Raw genomic sequence first — 19559 nt, 5'->3', positions numbered from 1 at the left:
TGGGGAATCGGGTGGCGTTACCACGGCATGGCCACCCCGCCGTTCGGACGGAGGATCTGGCCCGTGGTGAAGGCCGAGGCGTCGGAGGCCAGGTGGAGCACGGCGTGGGCGATGTCCTCCGGTTCGCCGACCCGGCCCAGCGGGGACATCCGGGCCATCAGCGCCTCGGTGTGCGCCTGCGCCTCGGGGTCATGGCGGTCGGTCATGGGGGTGCGGATCCAGCCCGGGGCGACCGCGTTGACGCGGATGCCGTGCCGGCCGACCTCGGTCGCCAGTGTCTTCGTCAACTGGACGACGGCCGCCTTGCTCGCGCCGTAGCAGAGCAGACCGGGGCCGCCGGTGTCCACGGCGCCCGACGCCATGGTGACGATGCTGCCCCTGACGTCCCCGGCCAGCATCAGACGGGCGGCCTCCTGGCAGGCGTACAGAACTCCCTTGAAATTGACGTTCAGTACCCGGTCGAGGTCCTCGTCCCGGGTCTCCAGTACCGGGCTGCTGTGCATGATTCCGGCGATCGCGGCCATCACGTCCAGGCGCCCGCAGGAGGTGACGGCCCGACGGAGCTGGTCGCGGTCGGTGACGTCGACGCGGTGGGCGTGGCAGATGCCGCCGGCGCCCTTGATGGTCCTCGCCGTCTCCTCCAGGCCGGGTGCGTCGAGGTCCGCGCAGTGCACGGCGGCACCGGCCTGGGCCAGCAGGACAGCTGAGGCGCGGCCGATTCCGCCGGCGGCGCCGGTGACGAAGGCGGTGCGTCCGGTGAGGTCGTACGCGCTGACGGCCATGAAGGGACGGTACGAGGGTTTCTGACGGGCCGTCAATTGCTGTGGGGCGGTCAGTCGTACGGGCCGGTGCGGGGCCGGGTCCGGGTCGCACGGCGGGCGCCCGGTGCCGGGGTGGGACCCGTCTGGCAGGTCGGGCACCAGTATGTGGGGCGTTCGCGGGAGCCGTCGCCCTGGTCGGCCACGCGAATGGGCGTGCGGCAGCGGAGGCAGGGGCGGGGTGCGCGGCCGTACACGAACAGGTCCTGGCCGCGGCGGCCCGTCGTGGCGCGGACCGGGCGGTCTCGGTTGACCTCCAGGAGCTTCTTGGCGAGCACGGGCAGGTACGCGGCGCGGTCGCCGGGGAGGGCGGCGACGGGGAGCCATGGGGTGACACCGAGGAGGAAGCAGAGCTCGCTCTTGTAGACGTTGCCGATGCCGGCGAGATTGCGCTGGTCGAGCAGGGCCTCGCCGAGGGGGCGGGCGGGATCGGCGAGGAGGTTGGCCAGGGCCTGGTCCGGGTCCCAGTCCGGGCCCAGGAGGTCGGGGCCGAGGTGGCCCACGGCGCGGTGCTCGTCGGCGGTGCGCAGGAGCTCCAGTACGGGGAGGCGGTAGCCGACCGCCGTGCGGTCGGCGGTGCCGAGGATCGCGCGGATCTGGTGGGTGGGGCCGCCGGTCCAGCGCTGGTCGTTGGAGAACACCTTCCAGGAGCCGTCCATCCGCAGGTGCGAGTGGAGGGTGAGGCCGCCCTCGACGCGGGTGAGCAGGTGCTTGCCGCGCGGGGTGACGTCCAGGACGGTGCGGCCGGTGAGGTCGGCGGTGGCGTACGTGGGGACGCGGAGGTCGCTCCGGGTCAGCACCTTGCCCGCGAGGGCGGTGTGCAGCCGCCTCGCGGCCTGCCAGACCGTGTCACCTTCGGGCATGGGTCAAGGGTGGCATGGGAGGGGGTGGCGCGGGCGGGGCTGACATGGGTGCGGGGTGGCGGTCGGTGGGGTGCGGTGGTGTGGGTGAGGACTCGGGCGCCCTGCCGGCGGGGCTCGGTGCGGGCTTCGCGGGTTCACGCTCGCAGGCGGAGGCCGCGGGGGGTGGCGATGAAACCCGCGCCTTCCAGCAGGGTGCCGATGGGCGACGTCAGGGCCGAGGCGCCGTTGACGCGCTCCACGGTGACCGTGCCGAGGGAGCCGGCTTTGGCGGCTGTGGCCAGGGACTCCGCGGCGGCGCGCAGGCGGGGGTCGTCGGTGCCGGTGCCGTCGGGGTGGGAGGGCCAGGCCAGCAGGGTCTTGCCGCCGCGTTCCATGTAGAGCGTCAGCTCGCCGTCGACGAGCACCACCAGGGAGCCCGCCTTGCGGCCCGGTTTGTGGCCGGCGCCGGTCGGGGGCTCCGGCCAGGGAAGGGCGGCACCGTACGCGTTCGCCGGATCGGCGGCGGCGAGGACCACGGCTCGGGAGTCGGGGGCGGGGCGGCGGTGGCCGGGGGCACCCGGGGCTCCGTACGGGGAGTCGAAGGCGGACCCGGATCTGGAACCGGAGTCTGGGCCGGTCGGTGGGGCGAGGTCGCGGGGGGACGTCCACTCGCTGCGCGAGGTGGAGGGCGGGAAGGGGGGCCAGTCGTCGCCGGAGCCGGGATCGGCGGGGGCGGTGCGGCCGGGGGCTGGGTCCTGCCCGTCGGTGGCGAAGGGGCCGGGTGTGGCGAAGGCGTCCGGGGAGAGGTGCGGGAGAGGGCCGAAGCTCTCGGGGGGGAAGTCGACGTACGGATCCGAGCCGTCGGGGGCGACGCCGGTGGCCCGGGCGAAGCCGTCGGCAGTGGCGCCCGGGCGGGGGGTGACGCCGTCGGGTGCGGTGCCTGCGTAGGGGGTGAAGCCGTCGGCCTGGGGTGGCGGCAGGGTTTCGCCGCGGTCGCGGGCGTTGGCCACCGCGCGGAGACGGTCGACCGCGCCGTCCATCGCGAACTGGGCGGCGCCGAGGCCCTCCACCACGTAGCCGCGGCGGGCCTGGCCGCTGTCCTCGAAGGCGGACAGGATGCGGTACACCGCCGAGAAGCCTCCTTCCACGCCCTCCGCGGAGACGGCTCCCCGGGTCACCACGCCGTGCCGGTCGAGGAGGACGCGGGCCAGGGCGTGGGCGCGGACCGTGGGGTCGGTCTCGCGGTCCGGGAGCAGGGACCAGCGGCCGGCGACGGTCGGTGGCCCGCTGCGGGACGCGGGGCGTGCGGCGGCGGTCAGCGAGCCGTAGCGCCCGCGCGGGATCGTGCGCTTGGCGCGGTGGGCGGTGGAGCCCGCGGTGCGGCCGGAACCCAGCAGGGAACGCATGGGTGCCAGCGTGTCGTTCGTGAGCCGACCGGACCAGGCCAGGTCCCAGAGGACGTCGGCCAGTTGGGGATCTGTGACGTCGGGGTGGGTGGTGGCGCGGACCTGGTCGGCGATCTGGCGGAAGAACAGGCCGTAGCCGCCGGAGAGAGCGTCCAGGACGGACTGGTGGAGCGCCGTCAGTTCCAGGGGGTGGGGCGGCGGGAGGAGCAGGGGGGCCGCATCGGCCAGGTAGAGGGAGACCCAGCCGTCCTTGCCGGGGAGGGAGCCCGCTCCGGCCCAGACGACCTCTCCGGCGGCGGTGAGTTCGTCGAGCATCGCGGGTGTGTAGTGCGCGACACGGGACGGCAGGACGAGTTTCTCCAGGGCGGACGCGGGTACGGAAGCGCCCTGCAACTGCTCCACTGCCCGCACCAGCCCGTCGATGCCGCGCAGGCCGTGGCCCTTGCCGATGTGCTGCCACTGAGGGAGGAACTGGGCGAGGGCGGGCGGCGGCACCGGTTCCAGTTCGTGGCGCAGGGCCGCCAGGGAACGGCGGCGGAGGCGGCGCAGGACCGTCGCGTCGCACCACTCCTGGCCGATCCCGGCCGGATGGAACTCGCCCTGCACGACCCTGCCGGTCGCCGCGAGCCGCTGGAGGGCGCCCTCGGTGACGGCCACGCCCAGGCCGAAGCGGTCCGCGGCCATGGCCGAGGTGAACGGGCCGTGGGTGCGGGCATAGCGCGCGAGGAGGTCGCCCAGCGGATCTTTGACGGGCTCCATGAACGCCTCCGGCACGCCGACCGGCAGGGCGGTGCCGAGCGCGTCGCGCAGACGGCCCGCGTCCTCGATCGTCGCCCAGTGGTCGGCGCCGGCGATACGGACGCGGATCACCCGGCGGGCGGCGGCCAGCTCCTCGGCCCACTGGGGCTCGGCGCCCCGCTCGGCCAGTTCGGCGGCCGTGAGCGGGCCGAGGAGGCGCAGGATGTCGGCAACGCCTTCGGCGTCCTTGACGCGACGGTCCTCGGTGAGCCACTGGAGCTCCCGCTCCAGCTCGGTCAGCACCTCGGCGTCGAGCAGTTCGCGCAGCTCCGCCTGGCCGAGCAGTTCCGCCAGCAGACGCGAGTCCAGGGAGAGGGCGGCGGCGCGGCGCTCGGCGAGCGGTGAGTCCCCCTCGTACAGGAACTGGGCGACGTATCCGAAGAGGAGGGAGCGGGCGAAGGGGGAGGGCTCGGGGGTGGTGACCTCGACCAGGCGCACCTTGCGGGACTCCAGGTCGCCCATCAGCTCGACCAGGCCGGGGACGTCGAAGACGTCCTGGAGGCACTCGCGGACGGCTTCCAGGACGATCGGGAACGAGCCGAACTCGCTGGCCACCTGGAGCAGTTGGGCGGCGCGCTGGCGCTGCTGCCAGAGCGGGGTTCGCTTGCCCGGGTTGCGGCGCGGCAGCAGCAGCGCGCGGGCGGCGCACTCGCGGAAACGGGACGCGAACAGGGCCGAGCCGCCGACCTGGTCGGTGACGACCTGGTCGACCTCGCCCTTGTCGAACACGACGTCCGCCGCGCCGACGGGTGCCTGCTCGGTGTCGAACGCCGTACCGGCCTTCATCGGCTCCTGGTCGAGCAGGTCCAGGCCCATGAGGTCGGCGTCGGGCAGCCGTAGGACGATGCCGTCGTCGGCGTGCATGACCTGGGCGTCCATGCCGTACCGCTCGGAGAGCTTGGCGCCGAGGGCCAGTGCCCACGGGGCGTGCACCTGGGCGCCGAAGGGGGAATGGACGACGACCCGCCAGTCGCCGAGTTCGTCGCGGAAGCGCTCCACGACGATCGTGCGGTCGTCCGGGATGTGGCCGCAGGCTTCCCGCTGCTCGTCCAGATAGGACAGCACGTTGTCCGCGGCCCAGGTGTCGAGGCCCGCGGCGAGCAGGCGGAGACGGGCGTCCTCCTTGGAGAGGGAGCCCACCTCGCGCAGGAACGCGCCCACCGCGCGGCCCAGTTCGAGGGGGCGGCCCAGCTGGTCGCCCTTCCAGAAGGGGAGCCTGCCCGGGACACCGGGCGCGGGAGTGACCAGGACGCGGTCGCGGGTGATGTCCTCGATCCGCCAGGAGCTGGTGCCGAGGGTGAAGACGTCGCCCACCCGGGACTCGTAGACCATCTCCTCGTCGAGTTCGCCGACCCGGCCGCCGCCCTTCTTCGGGTCGGAGCCGACCAGGAAGACGCCGAAGAGGCCGCGGTCGGGGATCGTGCCGCCGGAGGTGACGGCGAGGCGCTGGGCGCCGGGGCGGCCGGTGATCGTCCCGGCCACCCGGTCCCAGACCACGCGCGGGCGCAGCTCCGCGAAGGCGTCGGACGGGTAGCGGCCGGCGAGCATGTCGAGGACGGCCGTGAAGGCGGACTCGGGCAGCGAGGCGAAGGGGGCGGCCCGGCGGACCATGGCGAGCAGGTCGTCCAGCTGCCAGGTGTCCATCGAGGTCATCGCGACGATCTGCTGGGCCAGGACGTCCAGGGGGTTGGCCGGGACCTTCAGCGACTCGATGGAACCGGTGCGCATGCGTTCGGTGACGACCGCCGCTTGCACCAGGTCGCCGCGGTACTTCGGGAAGACCACACCGGTGGAGACGGCCCCCACCTGGTGTCCCGCACGGCCGACGCGCTGGAGGCCGGAGGCGACGGACGGCGGTGACTCGACCTGGATGACCAGGTCGACCGCGCCCATGTCGATGCCGAGTTCGAGGCTGGAGGTGGCGACCACGGCGGGGAGGCGGCCGGCTTTGAGGTCCTCCTCGACGAGGGCACGCTGCTCCTTGGAGACCGAGCCGTGGTGGGCGCGGGCGATGACCTGGGGTGCGCCCTGGGCCGCGCCCGAGCCGCCCATGAGCTGGGCGGGGGCGTGGTGTTCGTCCAGGGGCCGGCCGGTGGCTCGTTCGTAGGCGATCTCGTTGAGCCGGTTGCAGAGCCGCTCGGCGAGGCGGCGGGAGTTGGCGAACACGATCGTCGAGCGGTGGGCCTGGACGAGGTCGGTGATCCGCTCCTCGACGTGCGGCCAGATCGACGGGCGCTCCGCGCCCTCGGAGCCGTCGGCGACCGGGGAGCCGCCCAGTTCGCCGAGGTCCTCGACTGGGACGACGACCGAGAGGTCGAACTCCTTGCCAGACTTCGGCTGGACGATCTCCACCTTGCGGCGGGGCGAGAGGTAGCGGGCGACCTCGTCGACCGGGCGGACCGTCGCGGAGAGGCCGATACGCCGGGCCGGCCTCGGCAGGAGCTCGTCCAGGCGCTCCAGGGAGAGGGCCAGGTGGGCGCCGCGCTTGGTGCCGGCGACGGCGTGCACCTCGTCGAGGATCACCGTCTCGATGCCCGTCAGCGCCTCGCGGGTGGCCGAGGTCAGCATCAGGAACAGGGACTCCGGGGTGGTGATCAGGATGTCCGGGGGACGGGTGGACAAGGCGCGGCGCTCGGCGGCGGGGGTGTCGCCGGAGCGGATGCCGACCTTGATCTCCGGCTCGGGCAGGCCCCGGCGTACGGATTCCTGGCGGATGCCGGTGAGGGGACTGCGGAGGTTGCGCTCCACGTCGACGGCGAGGGCCTTGAGCGGGGAGACGTACAGGACGCGACAGCGCTTCCTGGGGTCGGCGGGTGGGGGTGTGGAGGCGAGCTGGTCGAGGGCGGCGAGGAAGGCGGCCAGGGTCTTGCCGGAACCGGTGGGGGCTACGACCAGCACGTCCGAGCCCGCCGCGATGGCCTGCCACGCGCCGGTCTGGGCGGCGGTGGGCGCGTCGAAGGCACCCGTGAACCAGCCGCGGGTCGCGGGGGAGAAGCCGTCCAGGGCTCGGTGTGCGGAGCTGACCATGTGTCCATCCTGCACCTCGGGACTGACAATGTGGTTGACCTGCGGGAACGGCTTGTCTGCGGGGCGGGTGGGGTGGTTGTGGGCGGCTGCGGGGCGTGCTGGGTCGGGTGGCGAGCCTGCGGGTTGCGGGGGTGGGCGTGTGGTGCCTGCGGCGGTCTGTGCGGGTGGGCGGGGGCGCGTGCAGCGCATCCGGTGGTGGTGGGGAGCGGGGCCGCGCCCCTTCCCGCCGTACGCGGCTGCCGCGTGCGCTGGGCGTGGACAGCCGTGGCGGACAATGGGGTCATGGCGGGTTCGGGTGAGCTGGCGCGGCACTGGCGGTACGCCGAGTTGCCCGGGGTCGATCTGTTGCGGGCGCGGTATGTGCGCAAGACCTTCGTGCGGCACACCCATGAGCAGTTCGTCATCGCCGCCATCGCCGACGGGGTCGAGGTCTTCCATCATCGTGGGGCCGATCAGTACGTAGGAGCCGGGGCGCTGGCACTGGTCAATCCGGACACGGCGCACACGGGGCGGGCCGGGGTGCCCGAGGGGTGGCGGTACGGGGCGGTGTATCCGTCGCCGGAGGTGGTGGCGGAGATCGCTGCCGAGACCACGGTGATCCGGGGGACGCCGGGGTTCGTCCGGCCGGTGCTGGACGATCCGTACGCCGTGGGACTGGTGCACCAGGTGCTGCGTGCGGCGGAGGAGGGGCACGCGCTGGCCGCCGACACGTTGTTGCGGGTTGCCGTGACGCGGTTGCTGCGGTTGAACGGTGGCGCGCTGCCGCAGCGGGACGTGCGGACGGCGGGTGCTCGGGTCGCGGCCCGCGCGCGGGCCGTGCTGGAGGAGCGGTTGGCCGAGCCGCCGACCCTGGAGCGGCTGGCCGGGGATCTGGGGACCAGTCCGTTCGCGTTGCTGCGGGCGTTCCGGGAGGCGTACGGGATGCCGCCGCATGCCTGGCTGACCGATGCGCGGGTGCGGCGGGCGCGGAGGCTGCTGGACGCGGGGACGACGCCCGCGGAGGCGGCCGTCGCGGTGGGGTTCACGGACCAGCCGCATCTGAACCGGCACTTCTCGCGGATCGTGGGTGTGCCTCCGGGGGCGTACCGGCGGGAGCGCAAGAACGTACAAGACGCGCGGCGGCGGCCGCTTCTATCCTCCGGGGCGTGGCAGAACAGATAGCTCTCGCAGACATACGTGACGGTGGACACAAACCCGACTCCGCCGTCGTCAGGGACGCACTCGGGGTCGGGGTGGCCGTGGGACTGTCCGGGTTCGCCTTCGGGGTGACCTCGGCAGGGAGCGGGCTCACGCTGTTGCAGACCTGCGCGCTCAGCCTCCTGGTGTTCACGGGCGCGTCGCAGTTCGCGTTGGTGGGAGCGCTCGCGGCGGGCGGGAATCCGCTGACCGCTGCCGCCGGGGCTTTCTTCCTCGGTGTGCGCAACGCCTTCTACGGGTTGCGGTTGTCGCAGTTGCTCGCCCTCCCGCGCGCGGTGCGGCCGTTCGCCGCCCAGTGGGTCATCGATGAGACGGCGGCGGTGGCGCTGGCTCAGCCCACGAGGCGGAGCGTGCGGATCGGGTTCGCCGTCACAGGGCTCAGCCTGTATGTGCTGTGGAACCTCACCACACTGCTCGGCGCGCTGGGTGCCGAGGCCATCGGGGACACCGACGCCTGGGGGCTCGACGCGGCCGGGCCCGCCGTCTTCCTGGCGCTGCTGGCGCCCATGCTGCGGACCGGGACGGAGCGGGCCGTCGCCGGGCTCGCGGTTCTGCTGGGGCTCGGCCTGCTGCCCGTGCTGCCCGCCGGGGTGCCCGTCCTGGCGGCCGCGCTCGCGGCGCCGGTCGTGCTGTGGGCGGAGGGGCGTCGTAGGGGCGACGGGGGCCGGGGCGACGCTCAGGAGGGTGACCGTTGAACGTCTGGATCGCCATCGGAGTGACCGCTCTCGGGTGCTACGTCGTCAAGCTCGTCGGGCTGCTCGTGCCCGCCGGTGCCCTTGAGCGACCTCTCGTCAGGCGTCTCGCCGCGCTGCTGCCCGTAGCGCTGCTGGCCGCTCTCACGGCCCAGCAGACGTTCGCCGACGGGCGCGAGCTGGTGATCGACGCACGGGCCGCGGGACTCGCCGCCGCCGCCGTGGCGCTGGCCTTGCGGGCGCCCTTCCTACTCGTCGTGGCCGCCGCGGTGGGAGTGACCGCCGGGGTGCGGGCGATGAGCGGCTGAGCCGCCGTCCCGGGTCTGTCCCGCCGCAGGTGTGCCCGCGTACCTCGTGGGCCGTGTGACAGGGCTCGCGAAACCGGCGCGGCCCGGGGAGGAGGCGGTGCCGGTCGAACCCGTGGTGGACTGCCGGAGCCGTCCAGGCGGCTTGGCACGCCGTCGCCGGGACCGGCCTGGGGAGGGGGCAGCCCTGGAGGCCGAGCAGTATGTACGCGGAAGGTGTGCTCTCCGGTGTGCGGCTGCTCGCCGGGCCGGCTCGGCCTCTACGGTTCACCTGGTGCTGGGGCTGGTGCTGGGGCTGGTGCTGGTGCTGGTGCTGGTTCCGCGCCTGTGCCGCGCCTCCGTCCTGGCAGCAGGACCACGGGCGCTGCGCGCCGTGCTGGTGTGGCGCGCGACGCGGACGACGGGCGGGACTCGTCCGGAGGCCGCGGTGCCTCCGGTCCGGCGGCCGCGGTGCCTCAATGCAGGGGACGGCCATACGCGTGCAAGGTGCGCAGCGCCTCGATCGTCAGCATGGGGCGGGCCTCCAGGGCCGTGCCCGGAGCCCACTGGCGCCAGCGGATCGGCCAGCCGCCGTCCTCCTGCTGTGCGCCGGCCAGGAAGTCCAGGGAGCGGGCCATCTCGTCGTCCGTGAACCACGCGCGCGCGAGTGAGTCCGGCGTCCGCGCGTAGTCGTACGGGAAGTGGTGCTCCCCGGGGGCGTAACCGGGCGCGACCGGGTACGCGTCGAGGCGGTCCGGGTCCAGCACCGCGAGCCGGTGCTCGCGCACCAGACGGCCCAGACGGTCGGCGGCCGCCTCCGCGCGCGGGCGGTCGGGAACGGAGTCCAGGAAGGTCACGGCGGCCTGGATCTCGTACGGATGGGACTGCTTCAGGGACTCGACCGCCTGCCAGCAGAAGTCCGTCGCCCGGAACAGCCAGGCGTGCCACACCTCGTTGCGGTGCAGGAGACCCACCACCGGTCCGGTGGCGAGGAGTTCGCTCGGCGGGTCGTCCAGGATCGGGATGAAAGGGGCCGCCGGGTAGCCGCGCTGACTGGGGTGGATCGCCGGCAGGGCACCGTCCGGGGTGGTCACGGAGGTCAGATAGCGGCACACGCGCTCCACGCGCTGGCCGCCGCAGCGTCCGATGGCGTCCAGGACCCGCAGGGCGTGACCGGTGTGCAGCGGCTGGCTGACCGGGCCGCGCAGGTCGGGCTCCAGCGCGTGACCGTACCCGCCGTCCGCGTTGCGGTAGGCGTCCAGCGCCGTCTCCACCGGGTCGGCGTCCGCGCTCAGGAAGTGGTACGCGAAAAGACGCTGTTCCAGCACGCGCGCGGTGAGCCAGACGAAGCGCTCGGCGCGGGCGAGCGGGGAGTGCGCCGGGGGCGTCTGGGGGAGTGGGGAAGCTCCTGATTCGGCCATGCGTCAGACCGTAGGACGGAAAGCGGTCTCGGCAAGTGGTCCCGGCTCAGGCCCACCCTCAGGGGCGGGATACTGGAGTCATGCGGTTGACGGTCTTCTGGCAGCGGATGGCGGATCACTTCGGTCCGGGCTACGCCGACACCTTCGCGCGCGACCACGTGATGACGGAACTCGGCGGGAGGACGGTGCACGAGGCGCTGAACGCGGGCTGGGACGCCAAGGACGTGTGGCGTGTGATCTGCACCGTGATGAACGTTCCGCGCGAGAGGCACTGATCGGTCACAAGATCGCAGCACGGCAGCGGATTGTCGGTCACGTGGGCGAGACTTGCACCGTGGCACCCACTGACGAGACCGAACAGGTCACCCAGCCCGCATCGCCGTTCGGCGCGACCCCGCCCAACCGGCCCCCGGCCGCCGGCGCCGCCGGGCCGAACGCGCGCATGCCACGCTGGCTGCCGCGTGCCATGGTGCTCGCCCTCGCCCTCGTCGCCGTGTTCCAGCTGGGCAGTTGGGCCTTTCACCAGCTCACGGGTCTGCTGATCAACGTCCTCATCGCGTTCTTCCTGGCCCTGGCCATCGAACCCGCGGTGAGCTGGATGGCCTCGCGCGGCATGCGCAGGGGGCTGGCCACCGGAATCGTCTTCCTCGGCCTGCTGATCGTCGCCGCGGGCTTCGTCACACTGCTCGGCTCCATGCTCGCGGGCCAGATCATCAAGATCGTCGAGGACTTCCCGAACTATCTCGACTCGGTCATCAGCTGGATCAACGCCCACTTCAAGACCGAGTTGAGACGGGTGGACGTCCAAGAGGGGCTGCTGCGCTCCGACTGGCTGCGCAACTACGTCCAGAACAGCGCCACCGGCGTCCTGGACGTGTCCGCCCAGGTACTCGGCGGGCTGTTCCAGCTGCTCACGATCGCGCTCTTCTCGTTCTACTTCGCCGCGGACGGGCCCCGGCTGCGCCGCGCGCTCTGCTCCGTCCTGCCGCCCGCCAAGCAGGCCGAGGTACTGCGCGCGTGGGAGATCGCCGTGAACAAGACCGGCGGCTACATCTACTCGCGCGGTCTGATGGCGCTCATCTCCGGAGTCGCGCACTACGTTCTGCTGGAGGTGCTGAGCGTGCCGTACGCGCCCGTGCTCGCCGTGTGGGTGGGGCTCGTCTCGCAGTTCATCCCCACCATCGGCACGTACCTCGCGGGCGCCCTGCCCATGCTGATCGCCTTCACGGTCGACCCCTGGTACGCGCTGTGGGTGCTGATCTTCGTGGTGATCTACCAGCAGTTCGAGAACTACGTGCTGCAGCCCAAGCTGACCTCGAAGACCGTCGACATCCACCCCGCGGTCGCCTTCGGCTCGGTCATCGCAGGCACCGCCCTCCTCGGCGCGGTCGGCGCGCTGATCGCCATCCCGGCGATCGCCACGCTCCAGGCCTTCCTGGGGGCGTACGTGAAGCGGTACGACGTCACGGACGACCCCCGGGTGCACGGGCACCGCAGGCGGGGGACCGGGCAGGGGCTGCTGACGCGTGCTCGCGGGCTGTGGGGGCGACCCGAGGCGCGGGCCACGGACGACGGCTCCTCCCGGGGCGGGACGTGAGACCGGCCGCTGTGTGAAGGCCGGTCAGCCAGGCCCGCGTTCCCTCGCACGGCAACGGGGCCGCGGCCCGGATGACGACCGGATCGGTGAGGGCGACGCCGGATCGGTGAGGAGACGAGCGGATCCGTGAGGGCGGCGGGCTCGGCGACGGCCGGGGGACCGTGTGTGCCGGGTCCTGTGACGCCGGACAGTCATGTCCCAAGCCCTTTGCGAGGCCCGGCGCGACCCCGGAGGCCTGAGAAGCCCGAGAGGCGCTGAGAGGCCTTGTGAGGCCCGCGGGAATGTCCCGACCGGGTGTCGGCTCGGCCGACGGCGGTTGCCGCGCATCCGCAGCAGAGGCAGCAGGTGCTGGAAGACCCGGGAGTGCCGAGTGGTGCGCTTGACACGAAAATCGAACATCTATTCTGATGGAGGCTCCGGTGAGGCTCTCGATGGGGACTTCGGTACGGTTCGAACGGAAAAGTACCTGAGTTATCCACAGGCCGGACGAGCGTCGAGGCCCATTGTCAGTGGCAGGCGTTAGCGTCTTTGACGTGAAGCGATCGACTCAAGCAAATCGGGTGGAACCCATGGCAGGTACCGACCGCGAGAAGGCCCTGGATGCCGCACTCGCACAGATTGAACGGCAATTCGGCAAGGGCGCGGTCATGCGCATGGGCGACCGGACGAGGGAGCCCATCGAGGTCATCCCCACCGGGTCGACCGCGCTCGACGTGGCCCTCGGCGTCGGCGGCCTGCCGCGCGGCCGTGTCATCGAGGTCTACGGACCGGAGTCCTCCGGCAAGACGACCCTGACCCTGCACGCGGTGGCGAACGCCCAGAAGGCCGGCGGCACGGTCGCGTTCGTGGACGCGGAGCACGCCCTCGACCCCGAGTACGCGCAGAAGCTCGGCGTCGACATCGACAACCTGCTCCTGTCCCAGCCGGACAACGGTGAGCAGGCCCTGGAGATCGTGGACATGCTCGTCCGCTCCGGCGCCCTCGACCTGATCGTCATCGACTCCGTCGCGGCGCTCGTCCCGCGCGCGGAGATCGAGGGCGAGATGGGCGACAGCCACGTCGGTCTGCAGGCCCGTCTGATGAGCCAGGCCCTGCGGAAGATCACCAGCGCACTCAACCAGTCCAAGACCACCGCGATCTTCATCAACCAGCTCCGCGAGAAGATCGGCGTGATGTTCGGCTCCCCGGAGACCACGACCGGTGGCCGGGCCCTGAAGTTCTACGCCTCGGTGCGGCTCGACATCCGGCGCATCGAGACGCTGAAGGACGGCACCGACGCGGTCGGCAACCGCACCCGCGTCAAGGTCGTCAAGAACAAGGTCGCGCCGCCCTTCAAGCAGGCCGAGTTCGACATCCTCTACGGCCACGGCATCAGCCGCGAAGGCGGCCTGATCGACATGGGCGTGGAGAACGGCTTCGTCCGCAAGGCCGGCGCCTGGTACACGTACGAGGGCGACCAGCTCGGCCAGGGCAAGGAGAACGCGCGCAACTTCCTGAGGGACAACCCCGACCTGGCCAACGAGATCGAGAAGAGGATCAAGGAGAAGCTGGGCGTCGGGGTACGGCCGGAACCGGCGGCCGAGCCGGGCGCCGACGCCGCGGTCTCCGCCCCCGCGGACGACGCCGTGAAGACGGTGCCCGTCCCGGCGGTGGCCAAGGCGGCCAAGACCAAGGCCACGGCAGCCAAGAGCTGACCCGTGACAAGGCGAACCGACTGGGCGGAGTACGCCTACCCCGATGCCCCGCGTGAGCGGGGCGGAACAGGCGCCAGGGGCTCCGCCGACCCGGGCGGCGGCGACCCGGCCCACGGCATGGACGGGGGCCACGCCCGCATGACGTCGTACGACACGAGTGGGTCGTACGACAGCGAGGCGGGCGGTGGCCGATGGCCGGGCGGGCTGGAGGACGGGCCGGACGGGGGCTCGGCGTTCGGTGCCGATGTGCCGGTCGGCGGCTCGCGCTCCAGAAATGGGGCTCGTGGCGCGGGCGGCTCACGCGGGCGCCGTCGACGCGGTCGCGCGGAGCCGTCCGGTGAGGACGGAGGTTCCTCCTTCTCGTCGAGGGCCGGGAAGGAGGAACCTCCAGCGGACCCGGTCGAGCGGGCACGGGCCATCTGCCTGCGCCTGCTCACCGGGACCCCGCGCACGCGGAAGCAGCTCGCGGACGCCCTGCGCAAGCGGGAGATCCCCGACGACGCCGCCGAGGAGGTGCTGTCACGGTTCGAAGAGGTCGGCCTGATCAACGACAGCGCGTTCGCGGAAGCGTGGGTGGAGTCCCGGCATCACGGCAGAGGGCTGGCCCGGCGCGCGCTCGTCCAGGAACTGCGGACCAAAGGCGTCGACGCGACGCTGATCGACGCAGCCATGACACAGCTCGACTCCGAGCAGGAAGAGGCGACCGCGCGCGAGCTCGTCGCCCGCAAGCTGCGCTCCACCCGAGGCCTCGACCGGGACAAGCGACTTCGCCGCCTCGCGGGCATGCTGGCCCGCAAGGGCTATCCCGAGGGCATGGCACTGAGGGTCGTCCGGCAGGCGCTCGAGGACGAGGGCGAGGAGACGGAGTTCCTCGCGGACGAAGAGCCCTGAGCGGCGTCGGGAACGGAGCGGCGTCGGGTTCTGAACGGCGTCGCCGAGCGCCGCACGCCCGGCTCCTTCGCCTACGACGCGGTCACCGGAAGTCCCGCCGCCTTCCACGCCTGGAACCCGCCCACTAGATCAGTAGCCCGACGCAGGCCCAAACGGTGCAGGGACACGGCCGCCAGACTGGAGGCGTACCCCTCGTTGCAGACGACCACGACCCGCAGGTCGTGGCTGGTGGCCTCGGGGGCACGGTGGCTGCCCTGCGGATCGAGGCGCCACTCCAGCTCGTTGCGTTCGACGACGAGGGCGCCGGGGATCAGCCCGTCCCGCTCCCGCAGGGCCGCGTACCGGATGTCCACCAGCAGCGCGTCCCCGGCCCGGACGGCGTCGTACGCCTCCCGCGCCTCGATCCGCCGGTAGCCCTCGCGCACCCGTTCCAGCAACTCGTCGATCCCGGCCGGCCGGTCGCCGGCCTCGCCCGACCCCGGCACCTGTGCCTGTGCTCCTCCCACCTCTGACAGGCCGGCCACACCGATCCCCTCCAGCCCCGCACCGCTCACTCCCGGCGCCCCCGCCCCGCTCACTGCCAGTCCTCCGGACGCTCGACCTGCTCCAGCCGAAGGATCGGCCCGCTGCGGCTGTAGCGGCGGATCTGCGGCAGGGGCGGGTAGTAGGCGTGGACGGAGATCGCGTGCCGTTCGGTGGACTCGTTGAGCACCTCGTGGACGTGGTGGCGGCCGAAGGCGCGGCCCTGTCCGGTCGGCAGCCGACGCTCCCGGTCCACGCCGTCCGTCAGTTCCAGGGTCTTCCAGCCGTCGGTGGGCAGCCGGGCGGCGAGGGAGTGCTCTTTGAGTTCACCGGCCGCGGTCACGAAGGCGCCGACCGAGTCGGCGTGGTCGTGCCAGCCCGTGCCGCTGCCGGGCGGCCAGCCGATCAGCCAGGCCTCACTGCCGCCGGGCCCTTCCAGCCGCACCCAGGTGCGGCCCTCCGGATCGAGTGGCAGCGAGTCGATCAGCTCGGCGTCGGCGGCCGTACGCCGGACGAAGTCGAGAAGGTCCGCCTGTGTGGGGGCGGAACCAGCGGACACTGGGGAGACAGCGGAAACAGCGGGGGAGGAAGACACGGGCACCGTCCTGAAGGGCGTTCGCATGGGGGCGCGCGGCAGCACGGAAGGGGCGCGCGCGGGAAGTGAGAAGCGACGTCAGCAGGACGGGCGACACACGCAGCCTGCATAGCGGACGAGGTCCATATGGACCCTCCGCCACAGGTGCACACAGGTGTCGGTCACGATCCGGAGTACACCACGCGGGTGCGGACCGGTCAACTCACCGTCACTATGCGGACGCGCAGTGACCCCAAGGACGATGCACACGCGTACGTCACCGCGTACGTCACCGCGAACGGGCGCCCATCCCGGCACCCGCCCCCGCCCCCGCTCCCGCTTCCGCCCCCGCCTCGACCGGCCCGCCGAGCACCGCCTCCGCCGCCGCGTACAGGTCGGCCGGCCGGACCCCGCTCAACGCCGTCACCAGGTGACCGTCGGGCCGTACGAGAAGGACGGTGTGGGGGGCCGCGCCCGGGTACTCCTCGGCGACCAGCAGCTCGGCGGTGTGCGGCAGTGCGGTCACCGCCGCGGCCAGCCGGGGCATGATTCCGGCGGTCACCCAGTGCTTGCGTTCCCAGACGCCGGTGCCCGGTGCGATGAGGACGACGAGGAGGGCGCCGCGGCCGAGGCGGTCCCGCAGCCGTACGAAGGAGCCGTCCTCCGCCGTGACCCGCACATCGGTGACGGGCGCGCCGGGCTCCGTGTCGACCGGGATCTCGCCTTCGAGGTGTCGGGGCGCGAGCGGTGAGTCGGCGTACGCCCCCGGCGCACCGAGGACTCCGCGCCCCAAGTGACCGTCCGTGAGCAGTGCGTCGTCGCCGCGGGCCGAGCCGGGGACGTACGCGCGCAGGCCGGCGCCGCCGCGCAGCAGCGGCAGCGCCTGGTCGGCGGCGCGCAGCCGGGCGGCGACGACCGCGCGCCGCTCCGCCTGGTAGCTGTCGAGCAGCGCCTCGTGCGGGCCGTGGTGCCAGGCCAGCGCCAGCTTCCAGGCGAGGTTGTCGGCGTCCCTCAGCCCCTCGTCGAGGCCCTGGGTGCCGAGTGCGCCGAGCAGGTGTGCCGCGTCCCCGGCGAGGAAGACCCGGCCCACGCGCCAGCGGCGGGCCAGCCGGTGGTGGACGATGTGAACGCCGGTGTCGAGGAGCTCGTACGGCGGGGTCGGACCGCCGGTCCAGCCCGCCAGGGTCTCCCGGACGCGGGCCACCAGCAGCTCGGGCGTGACCAGATCCTTGCCCGGCGGCAGCAGCCAGTCGAGGCGCCACACCCCTTCCGGCAGAGGGCGCCCGGTGATCTCGCCGGCGGAGGGGCCGGAGGTGCGCCACGGGGGCATGCGGTGGAGCAACGCCTCGCCGGGGCGCGGAAGTTCCGTGCGCAGAGCCGCGACCGCGTGCCGCTCCACCGCCGTACGGCCCGGGAAGCGGATGTCCTGGAGCTTGCGGACGGTCGAGCGCGGGCCGTCGCAGCCGACCAGGTAACTGCCGCGCCACCAGGTGCCCTCGGGGCCGCGGGTGTGGGCGGTGACGCCCGAGGGTTCCTGTTCGACACCGTCGAGACGGCTCCGCACGGCGATCCTGACGAGCCGTTCGCGGGCGAGGGCCGCGCGCAGGGCGCCGGTCAGCACATGCTGGGCGATGTGCAGCGGGGCGGGACCGGCGTCGACGGCCGGCTGCGCCTCGGGGCCGGTGTCGGTGGCGCCGAACGTGACCTCGCGCATCACCTGCTTGCGCCGCAGCGACCGCCATCCGGCCCAGTGGACGCCGGCTCCGGCGAGCGGCACACCGGTCAGGCGTTCCAGCAGGGCGGCGGTGTCCTCGCGCAGCACCACCGTGCGCGCGAGACGCGGTTCGTCCTTGCCCGGCCCCTCGTCGAGGACGACGGAGGGCACCTCCTGACGCGCCAGCGCCAGGGCGAGCGTGAGCCCGACGGGCCCCGCTCCGACGATGATCACCGGGTCCACGGCGTGGCGCCCCCTGCCCGCAGCGGTGTCCTTGGGGACGTGGGTGAACAGGACGTTGGAGCAGGGTGCACGATCACAGAACGTATGCAACCCATTGCCGAAGCTTGCGTCAAGTGACGGAGGGCAGTGGCGATCATGCCACTGCCCTCCGTGCCGTTCACACCACCGGACTGCCTGTCAGAACGCGCCCCCGCCACCGCCGCCGGTGTTCTCACCGGTTCCGAAAGCGCCGCGCACCGCCGCGGGGTTCATCTCCACCGTGTCCTCACCGAGGACCGCGCCCGTGCTCTTCTTGCTGCGCCGCAGCCTCCCCTCCAGCCAGCTCGCGAAGGAGGTGAGGATGAAGTTGAGCAGGATGTAGAGGACCGCCACCACGACGAAGCTCTGCACGACGTTGGCGTAGTTGGCGGCGAGTGTGCCGCGCGTGTTGAGCAGCTCGGTGAAGCCGATCATCACGCCGCCCAGCGCGGTGTCCTTCACGATGACCACGAGCTGGCTGACGATGGCCGGCAGCATCGCGGTGACGGCCTGCGGCAGCAGGACGTTGGTCATCGTCTGGCCCTTGCGCAGGCCGACCGCCATCGCGGCCTCCGACTGGCCCTTGGGCAGGGACAGGATGCCGGCCCGCACGATCTCGGCGAGGACGGACGCGTTGTAGAGCACCAGGCCGGTGATGACGGCGTAGAGCGGACGCTGTTCGCTGGTGACGTTCGTGTAGCGGTCGTAGAACTCGTTGGCGAACAGCATCAGCAGCAGGACCGGGATCGCCCGGAAGAACTCGACCACCACGCCGGCCGGACCCCGGACCCACCGGTGGTCGGAGAGGCGCGAGATGCCGAAGAACGCGCCCAGCGGAAGGGCGATCACCATGGCCAGTGCCGCGGCCTTCAGCGTGTTGGCCAGGCCCGGGAGCAGATAGGTCGTCCAGGCCTGGGACTCGGTGAACGGCTTCCACAGGGCCCACCTCAGCTGGCCCTTCTCGTCCATGGTCTGCCAGATCCACCACAGGAACAGGGCGAGCAGGACGAAGAAGACCACGGAGAAGACCACGTTGCGCCGTTTGGCGCGAGGGCCGGGAGTGTCATACAGAATGGAGGTCATCGCTTCACCGCCAGTCGCTTGCTCAGCCAGCCGAGGATGAGGCCGGTGGGCAGGGTCAGTACCACGAACCCGAGGGCGAAGACCGCGCCGATGGCCAGCGTCTGTGCCTCGTTCTCGATCATTTCCTTCATCAGGAGGGCAGCCTCCGCGACGCCGATCGCGGCCGCCACCGTGGTGTTCTTGGTCAGTGCGATCAACACGTTGGCCAGGGGGCCGATGACCGAGCGCAAGGCCTGCGGCAGGACGATCAGGCTCAACACCTGCCGGAAGCTCAGCCCGATGGCGCGGGCCGCCTCGGCCTGACCGACCGGCACGGTGTTGATGCCGGAGCGGATCGCCTCGCAGACGAACGCGGCGGTGTAGGCGGCGAGCCCGAGCACGGCCAGCCGGAAGCCCTGGGTGTCGAAGTCGTCGGACGCGCCCATCGTCATGCCGAAGATGTCGGCGAGCCCGAGCGAGGTGAAGACGATGATCACCGTCAGGGGGATGTTCCGGACGAAGTTCACATAAGCGGTGCCGAACCCGCGCATCAGCGGGACCGGGCTGACCCGCATCGCGGCCAGCAGGGTGCCCCAGACGAGGGAGCCGAGGGCGGAGAGGACGGTGAGCTTCACCGTCATCCAGAACGCCCCTAGGACGTCGTAACCTTCAAGAAAGTCGAACACGATCTCCCGCGCTTCCGGGTGTGTGGCGTATGTGGAGGGCGCGGCGCGCCGCCGCCCTGATCGCGTGGGCGGC

Annotated in this window: 17 protein-coding genes; 7 read left to right on the top strand and 10 right to left on the bottom strand. The window is 72.5% G+C overall.

What is annotated here, in order from left to right:
- Window positions 1-17 precede the first annotated feature (17 nt).
- From ACWD0J_RS21920 to ACWD0J_RS21910, 3 genes are all read right to left on the bottom strand, one after another.
- Window positions 18-782 (bottom strand): SDR family NAD(P)-dependent oxidoreductase, encoded by a 765-nt coding sequence (locus tag ACWD0J_RS21920; protein ID WP_451497474.1) that lies wholly within the window; start codon window positions 780-782, stop codon window positions 18-20.
- A gap of 50 nt (window positions 783-832) precedes the next feature.
- On the bottom strand, window positions 833-1681 hold the full coding sequence (locus tag ACWD0J_RS21915) for an Fpg/Nei family DNA glycosylase (RefSeq protein ID WP_451497473.1): 849 nt from the start codon (window positions 1679-1681) through the stop codon (window positions 833-835).
- Between the two features lie 134 nt (window positions 1682-1815).
- Window positions 1816-6891, bottom strand: a complete 5076-nt coding sequence (locus tag ACWD0J_RS21910) for an ATP-dependent helicase (protein ID WP_451497472.1) — start codon at window positions 6889-6891, stop codon at window positions 1816-1818.
- A 282-nt stretch (window positions 6892-7173) separates the two neighbouring features.
- Here ACWD0J_RS21910 and ACWD0J_RS21905 point away from each other — a divergent pair, with 282 nt between their 5' ends.
- The 3 genes from ACWD0J_RS21905 to ACWD0J_RS21895 are packed head-to-tail and all read left to right on the top strand — an operon-like array spanning window position 7174 to window position 9088.
- Entirely contained in the window at window positions 7174-8052 is an 879-nt protein-coding gene (locus ACWD0J_RS21905; RefSeq protein ID WP_451497471.1) for an AraC family transcriptional regulator, read from the top strand.
- Entirely contained in the window at window positions 8037-8783 is a 747-nt protein-coding gene (locus tag ACWD0J_RS21900; protein WP_451497470.1) for an AzlC family ABC transporter permease, read from the top strand. Before ACWD0J_RS21905 ends, ACWD0J_RS21900 begins: the two co-directional genes overlap by 16 nt.
- Window positions 8780-9088, top strand: coding sequence for an AzlD domain-containing protein (locus ACWD0J_RS21895; protein ID WP_451497469.1), 309 nt, complete (start codon window positions 8780-8782; stop codon window positions 9086-9088). Before ACWD0J_RS21900 ends, ACWD0J_RS21895 begins: the two co-directional genes overlap by 4 nt.
- 452 nt (window positions 9089-9540) lie before the next feature.
- Here the strand turns inward: ACWD0J_RS21895 and ACWD0J_RS21890 are convergent, their stop codons facing one another.
- Entirely contained in the window at window positions 9541-10485 is a 945-nt protein-coding gene (locus ACWD0J_RS21890) for a hypothetical protein (protein WP_451497468.1), read from the bottom strand.
- A gap of 80 nt (window positions 10486-10565) precedes the next feature.
- On the opposite strand from ACWD0J_RS21890, the gene ACWD0J_RS21885 reads away from it, so the two are divergent.
- From ACWD0J_RS21885 to recX, 4 genes are all read left to right on the top strand, one after another.
- A complete protein-coding gene (locus ACWD0J_RS21885) occupies window positions 10566-10760 on the top strand; it encodes a DUF3046 domain-containing protein (protein WP_451497467.1) in 195 nt (64 codons plus the stop codon).
- A 59-nt stretch (window positions 10761-10819) separates the two neighbouring features.
- Window positions 10820-12082: an AI-2E family transporter gene (locus ACWD0J_RS21880; RefSeq protein WP_451497466.1), complete on the top strand. Its 1263-nt coding sequence runs from the start codon at window positions 10820-10822 to the stop codon at window positions 12080-12082.
- A 569-nt stretch (window positions 12083-12651) separates the two neighbouring features.
- Window positions 12652-13776, top strand: coding sequence for a recombinase RecA (gene recA / locus ACWD0J_RS21875; protein ID WP_451497465.1), 1125 nt, complete (start codon window positions 12652-12654; stop codon window positions 13774-13776).
- Window positions 13777-13779: 3 nt separating this feature from the next.
- Entirely contained in the window at window positions 13780-14667 is an 888-nt protein-coding gene (gene recX, locus ACWD0J_RS21870; RefSeq protein WP_451497464.1) for a recombination regulator RecX, read from the top strand.
- 71 nt (window positions 14668-14738) lie between these two features.
- Here the strand turns inward: recX and ACWD0J_RS21865 are convergent, their stop codons facing one another.
- From ACWD0J_RS21865 to ACWD0J_RS21840, 6 genes are all read right to left on the bottom strand, one after another.
- Entirely contained in the window at window positions 14739-15182 is a 444-nt protein-coding gene (locus tag ACWD0J_RS21865; protein ID WP_451497485.1) for a rhodanese-like domain-containing protein, read from the bottom strand.
- A 59-nt stretch (window positions 15183-15241) separates the two neighbouring features.
- A complete protein-coding gene (locus ACWD0J_RS21860) occupies window positions 15242-15811 on the bottom strand; it encodes a cysteine dioxygenase (RefSeq protein ID WP_451497463.1) in 570 nt (189 codons plus the stop codon).
- Between the two features lie 51 nt (window positions 15812-15862).
- On the bottom strand, window positions 15863-15934 hold the full coding sequence (locus ACWD0J_RS21855; RefSeq protein WP_311710492.1) for a putative leader peptide: 72 nt from the start codon (window positions 15932-15934) through the stop codon (window positions 15863-15865).
- 118 nt (window positions 15935-16052) lie between these two features.
- Window positions 16053-17720, bottom strand: a complete 1668-nt coding sequence (locus ACWD0J_RS21850; protein WP_451497462.1) for an FAD-dependent monooxygenase — start codon at window positions 17718-17720, stop codon at window positions 16053-16055.
- A 177-nt stretch (window positions 17721-17897) separates the two neighbouring features.
- On the bottom strand, window positions 17898-18821 hold the full coding sequence (locus ACWD0J_RS21845; protein ID WP_451497461.1) for an amino acid ABC transporter permease: 924 nt from the start codon (window positions 18819-18821) through the stop codon (window positions 17898-17900).
- Window positions 18818-19486, bottom strand: a complete 669-nt coding sequence (locus tag ACWD0J_RS21840; RefSeq protein WP_451497460.1) for an amino acid ABC transporter permease — start codon at window positions 19484-19486, stop codon at window positions 18818-18820. Before ACWD0J_RS21840 ends, ACWD0J_RS21845 begins: the two co-directional genes overlap by 4 nt.
- Window positions 19487-19559: the final 73 nt, after the last annotated feature.

Source organism: Streptomyces sp. NPDC003011 (assembly GCF_053591515.1).
This window is presented reverse-complemented; position numbering and strand designations above follow the sequence as displayed.

Coding starts and splice junctions, on each gene's coding strand:
- ACWD0J_RS21890 (WP_451497468.1), bottom strand. CDS start 10,485: ATGGCCGAATCAGGAGCTTCCCCACTCCCCCAGACGCCCCCGGCGCAC.
- ACWD0J_RS21860 (WP_451497463.1), bottom strand. CDS start 15,811: ATGCGAACGCCCTTCAGGACGGTGCCCGTGTCTTCCTCCCCCGCTGTT.
- ACWD0J_RS21885 (WP_451497467.1), top strand. CDS start 10,566: ATGCGGTTGACGGTCTTCTGGCAGCGGATGGCGGATCACTTCGGTCCG.
- ACWD0J_RS21905 (WP_451497471.1), top strand. CDS start 7,174: ATGGCGGGTTCGGGTGAGCTGGCGCGGCACTGGCGGTACGCCGAGTTG.
- ACWD0J_RS21910 (WP_451497472.1), bottom strand. CDS start 6,891: ATGGTCAGCTCCGCACACCGAGCCCTGGACGGCTTCTCCCCCGCGACC.
- ACWD0J_RS21915 (WP_451497473.1), bottom strand. CDS start 1,681: ATGCCCGAAGGTGACACGGTCTGGCAGGCCGCGAGGCGGCTGCACACC.
- recA (WP_451497465.1), top strand. CDS start 12,652: ATGGCAGGTACCGACCGCGAGAAGGCCCTGGATGCCGCACTCGCACAG.
- ACWD0J_RS21920 (WP_451497474.1), bottom strand. CDS start 782: ATGGCCGTCAGCGCGTACGACCTCACCGGACGCACCGCCTTCGTCACC.
- ACWD0J_RS21845 (WP_451497461.1), bottom strand. CDS start 18,821: ATGACCTCCATTCTGTATGACACTCCCGGCCCTCGCGCCAAACGGCGC.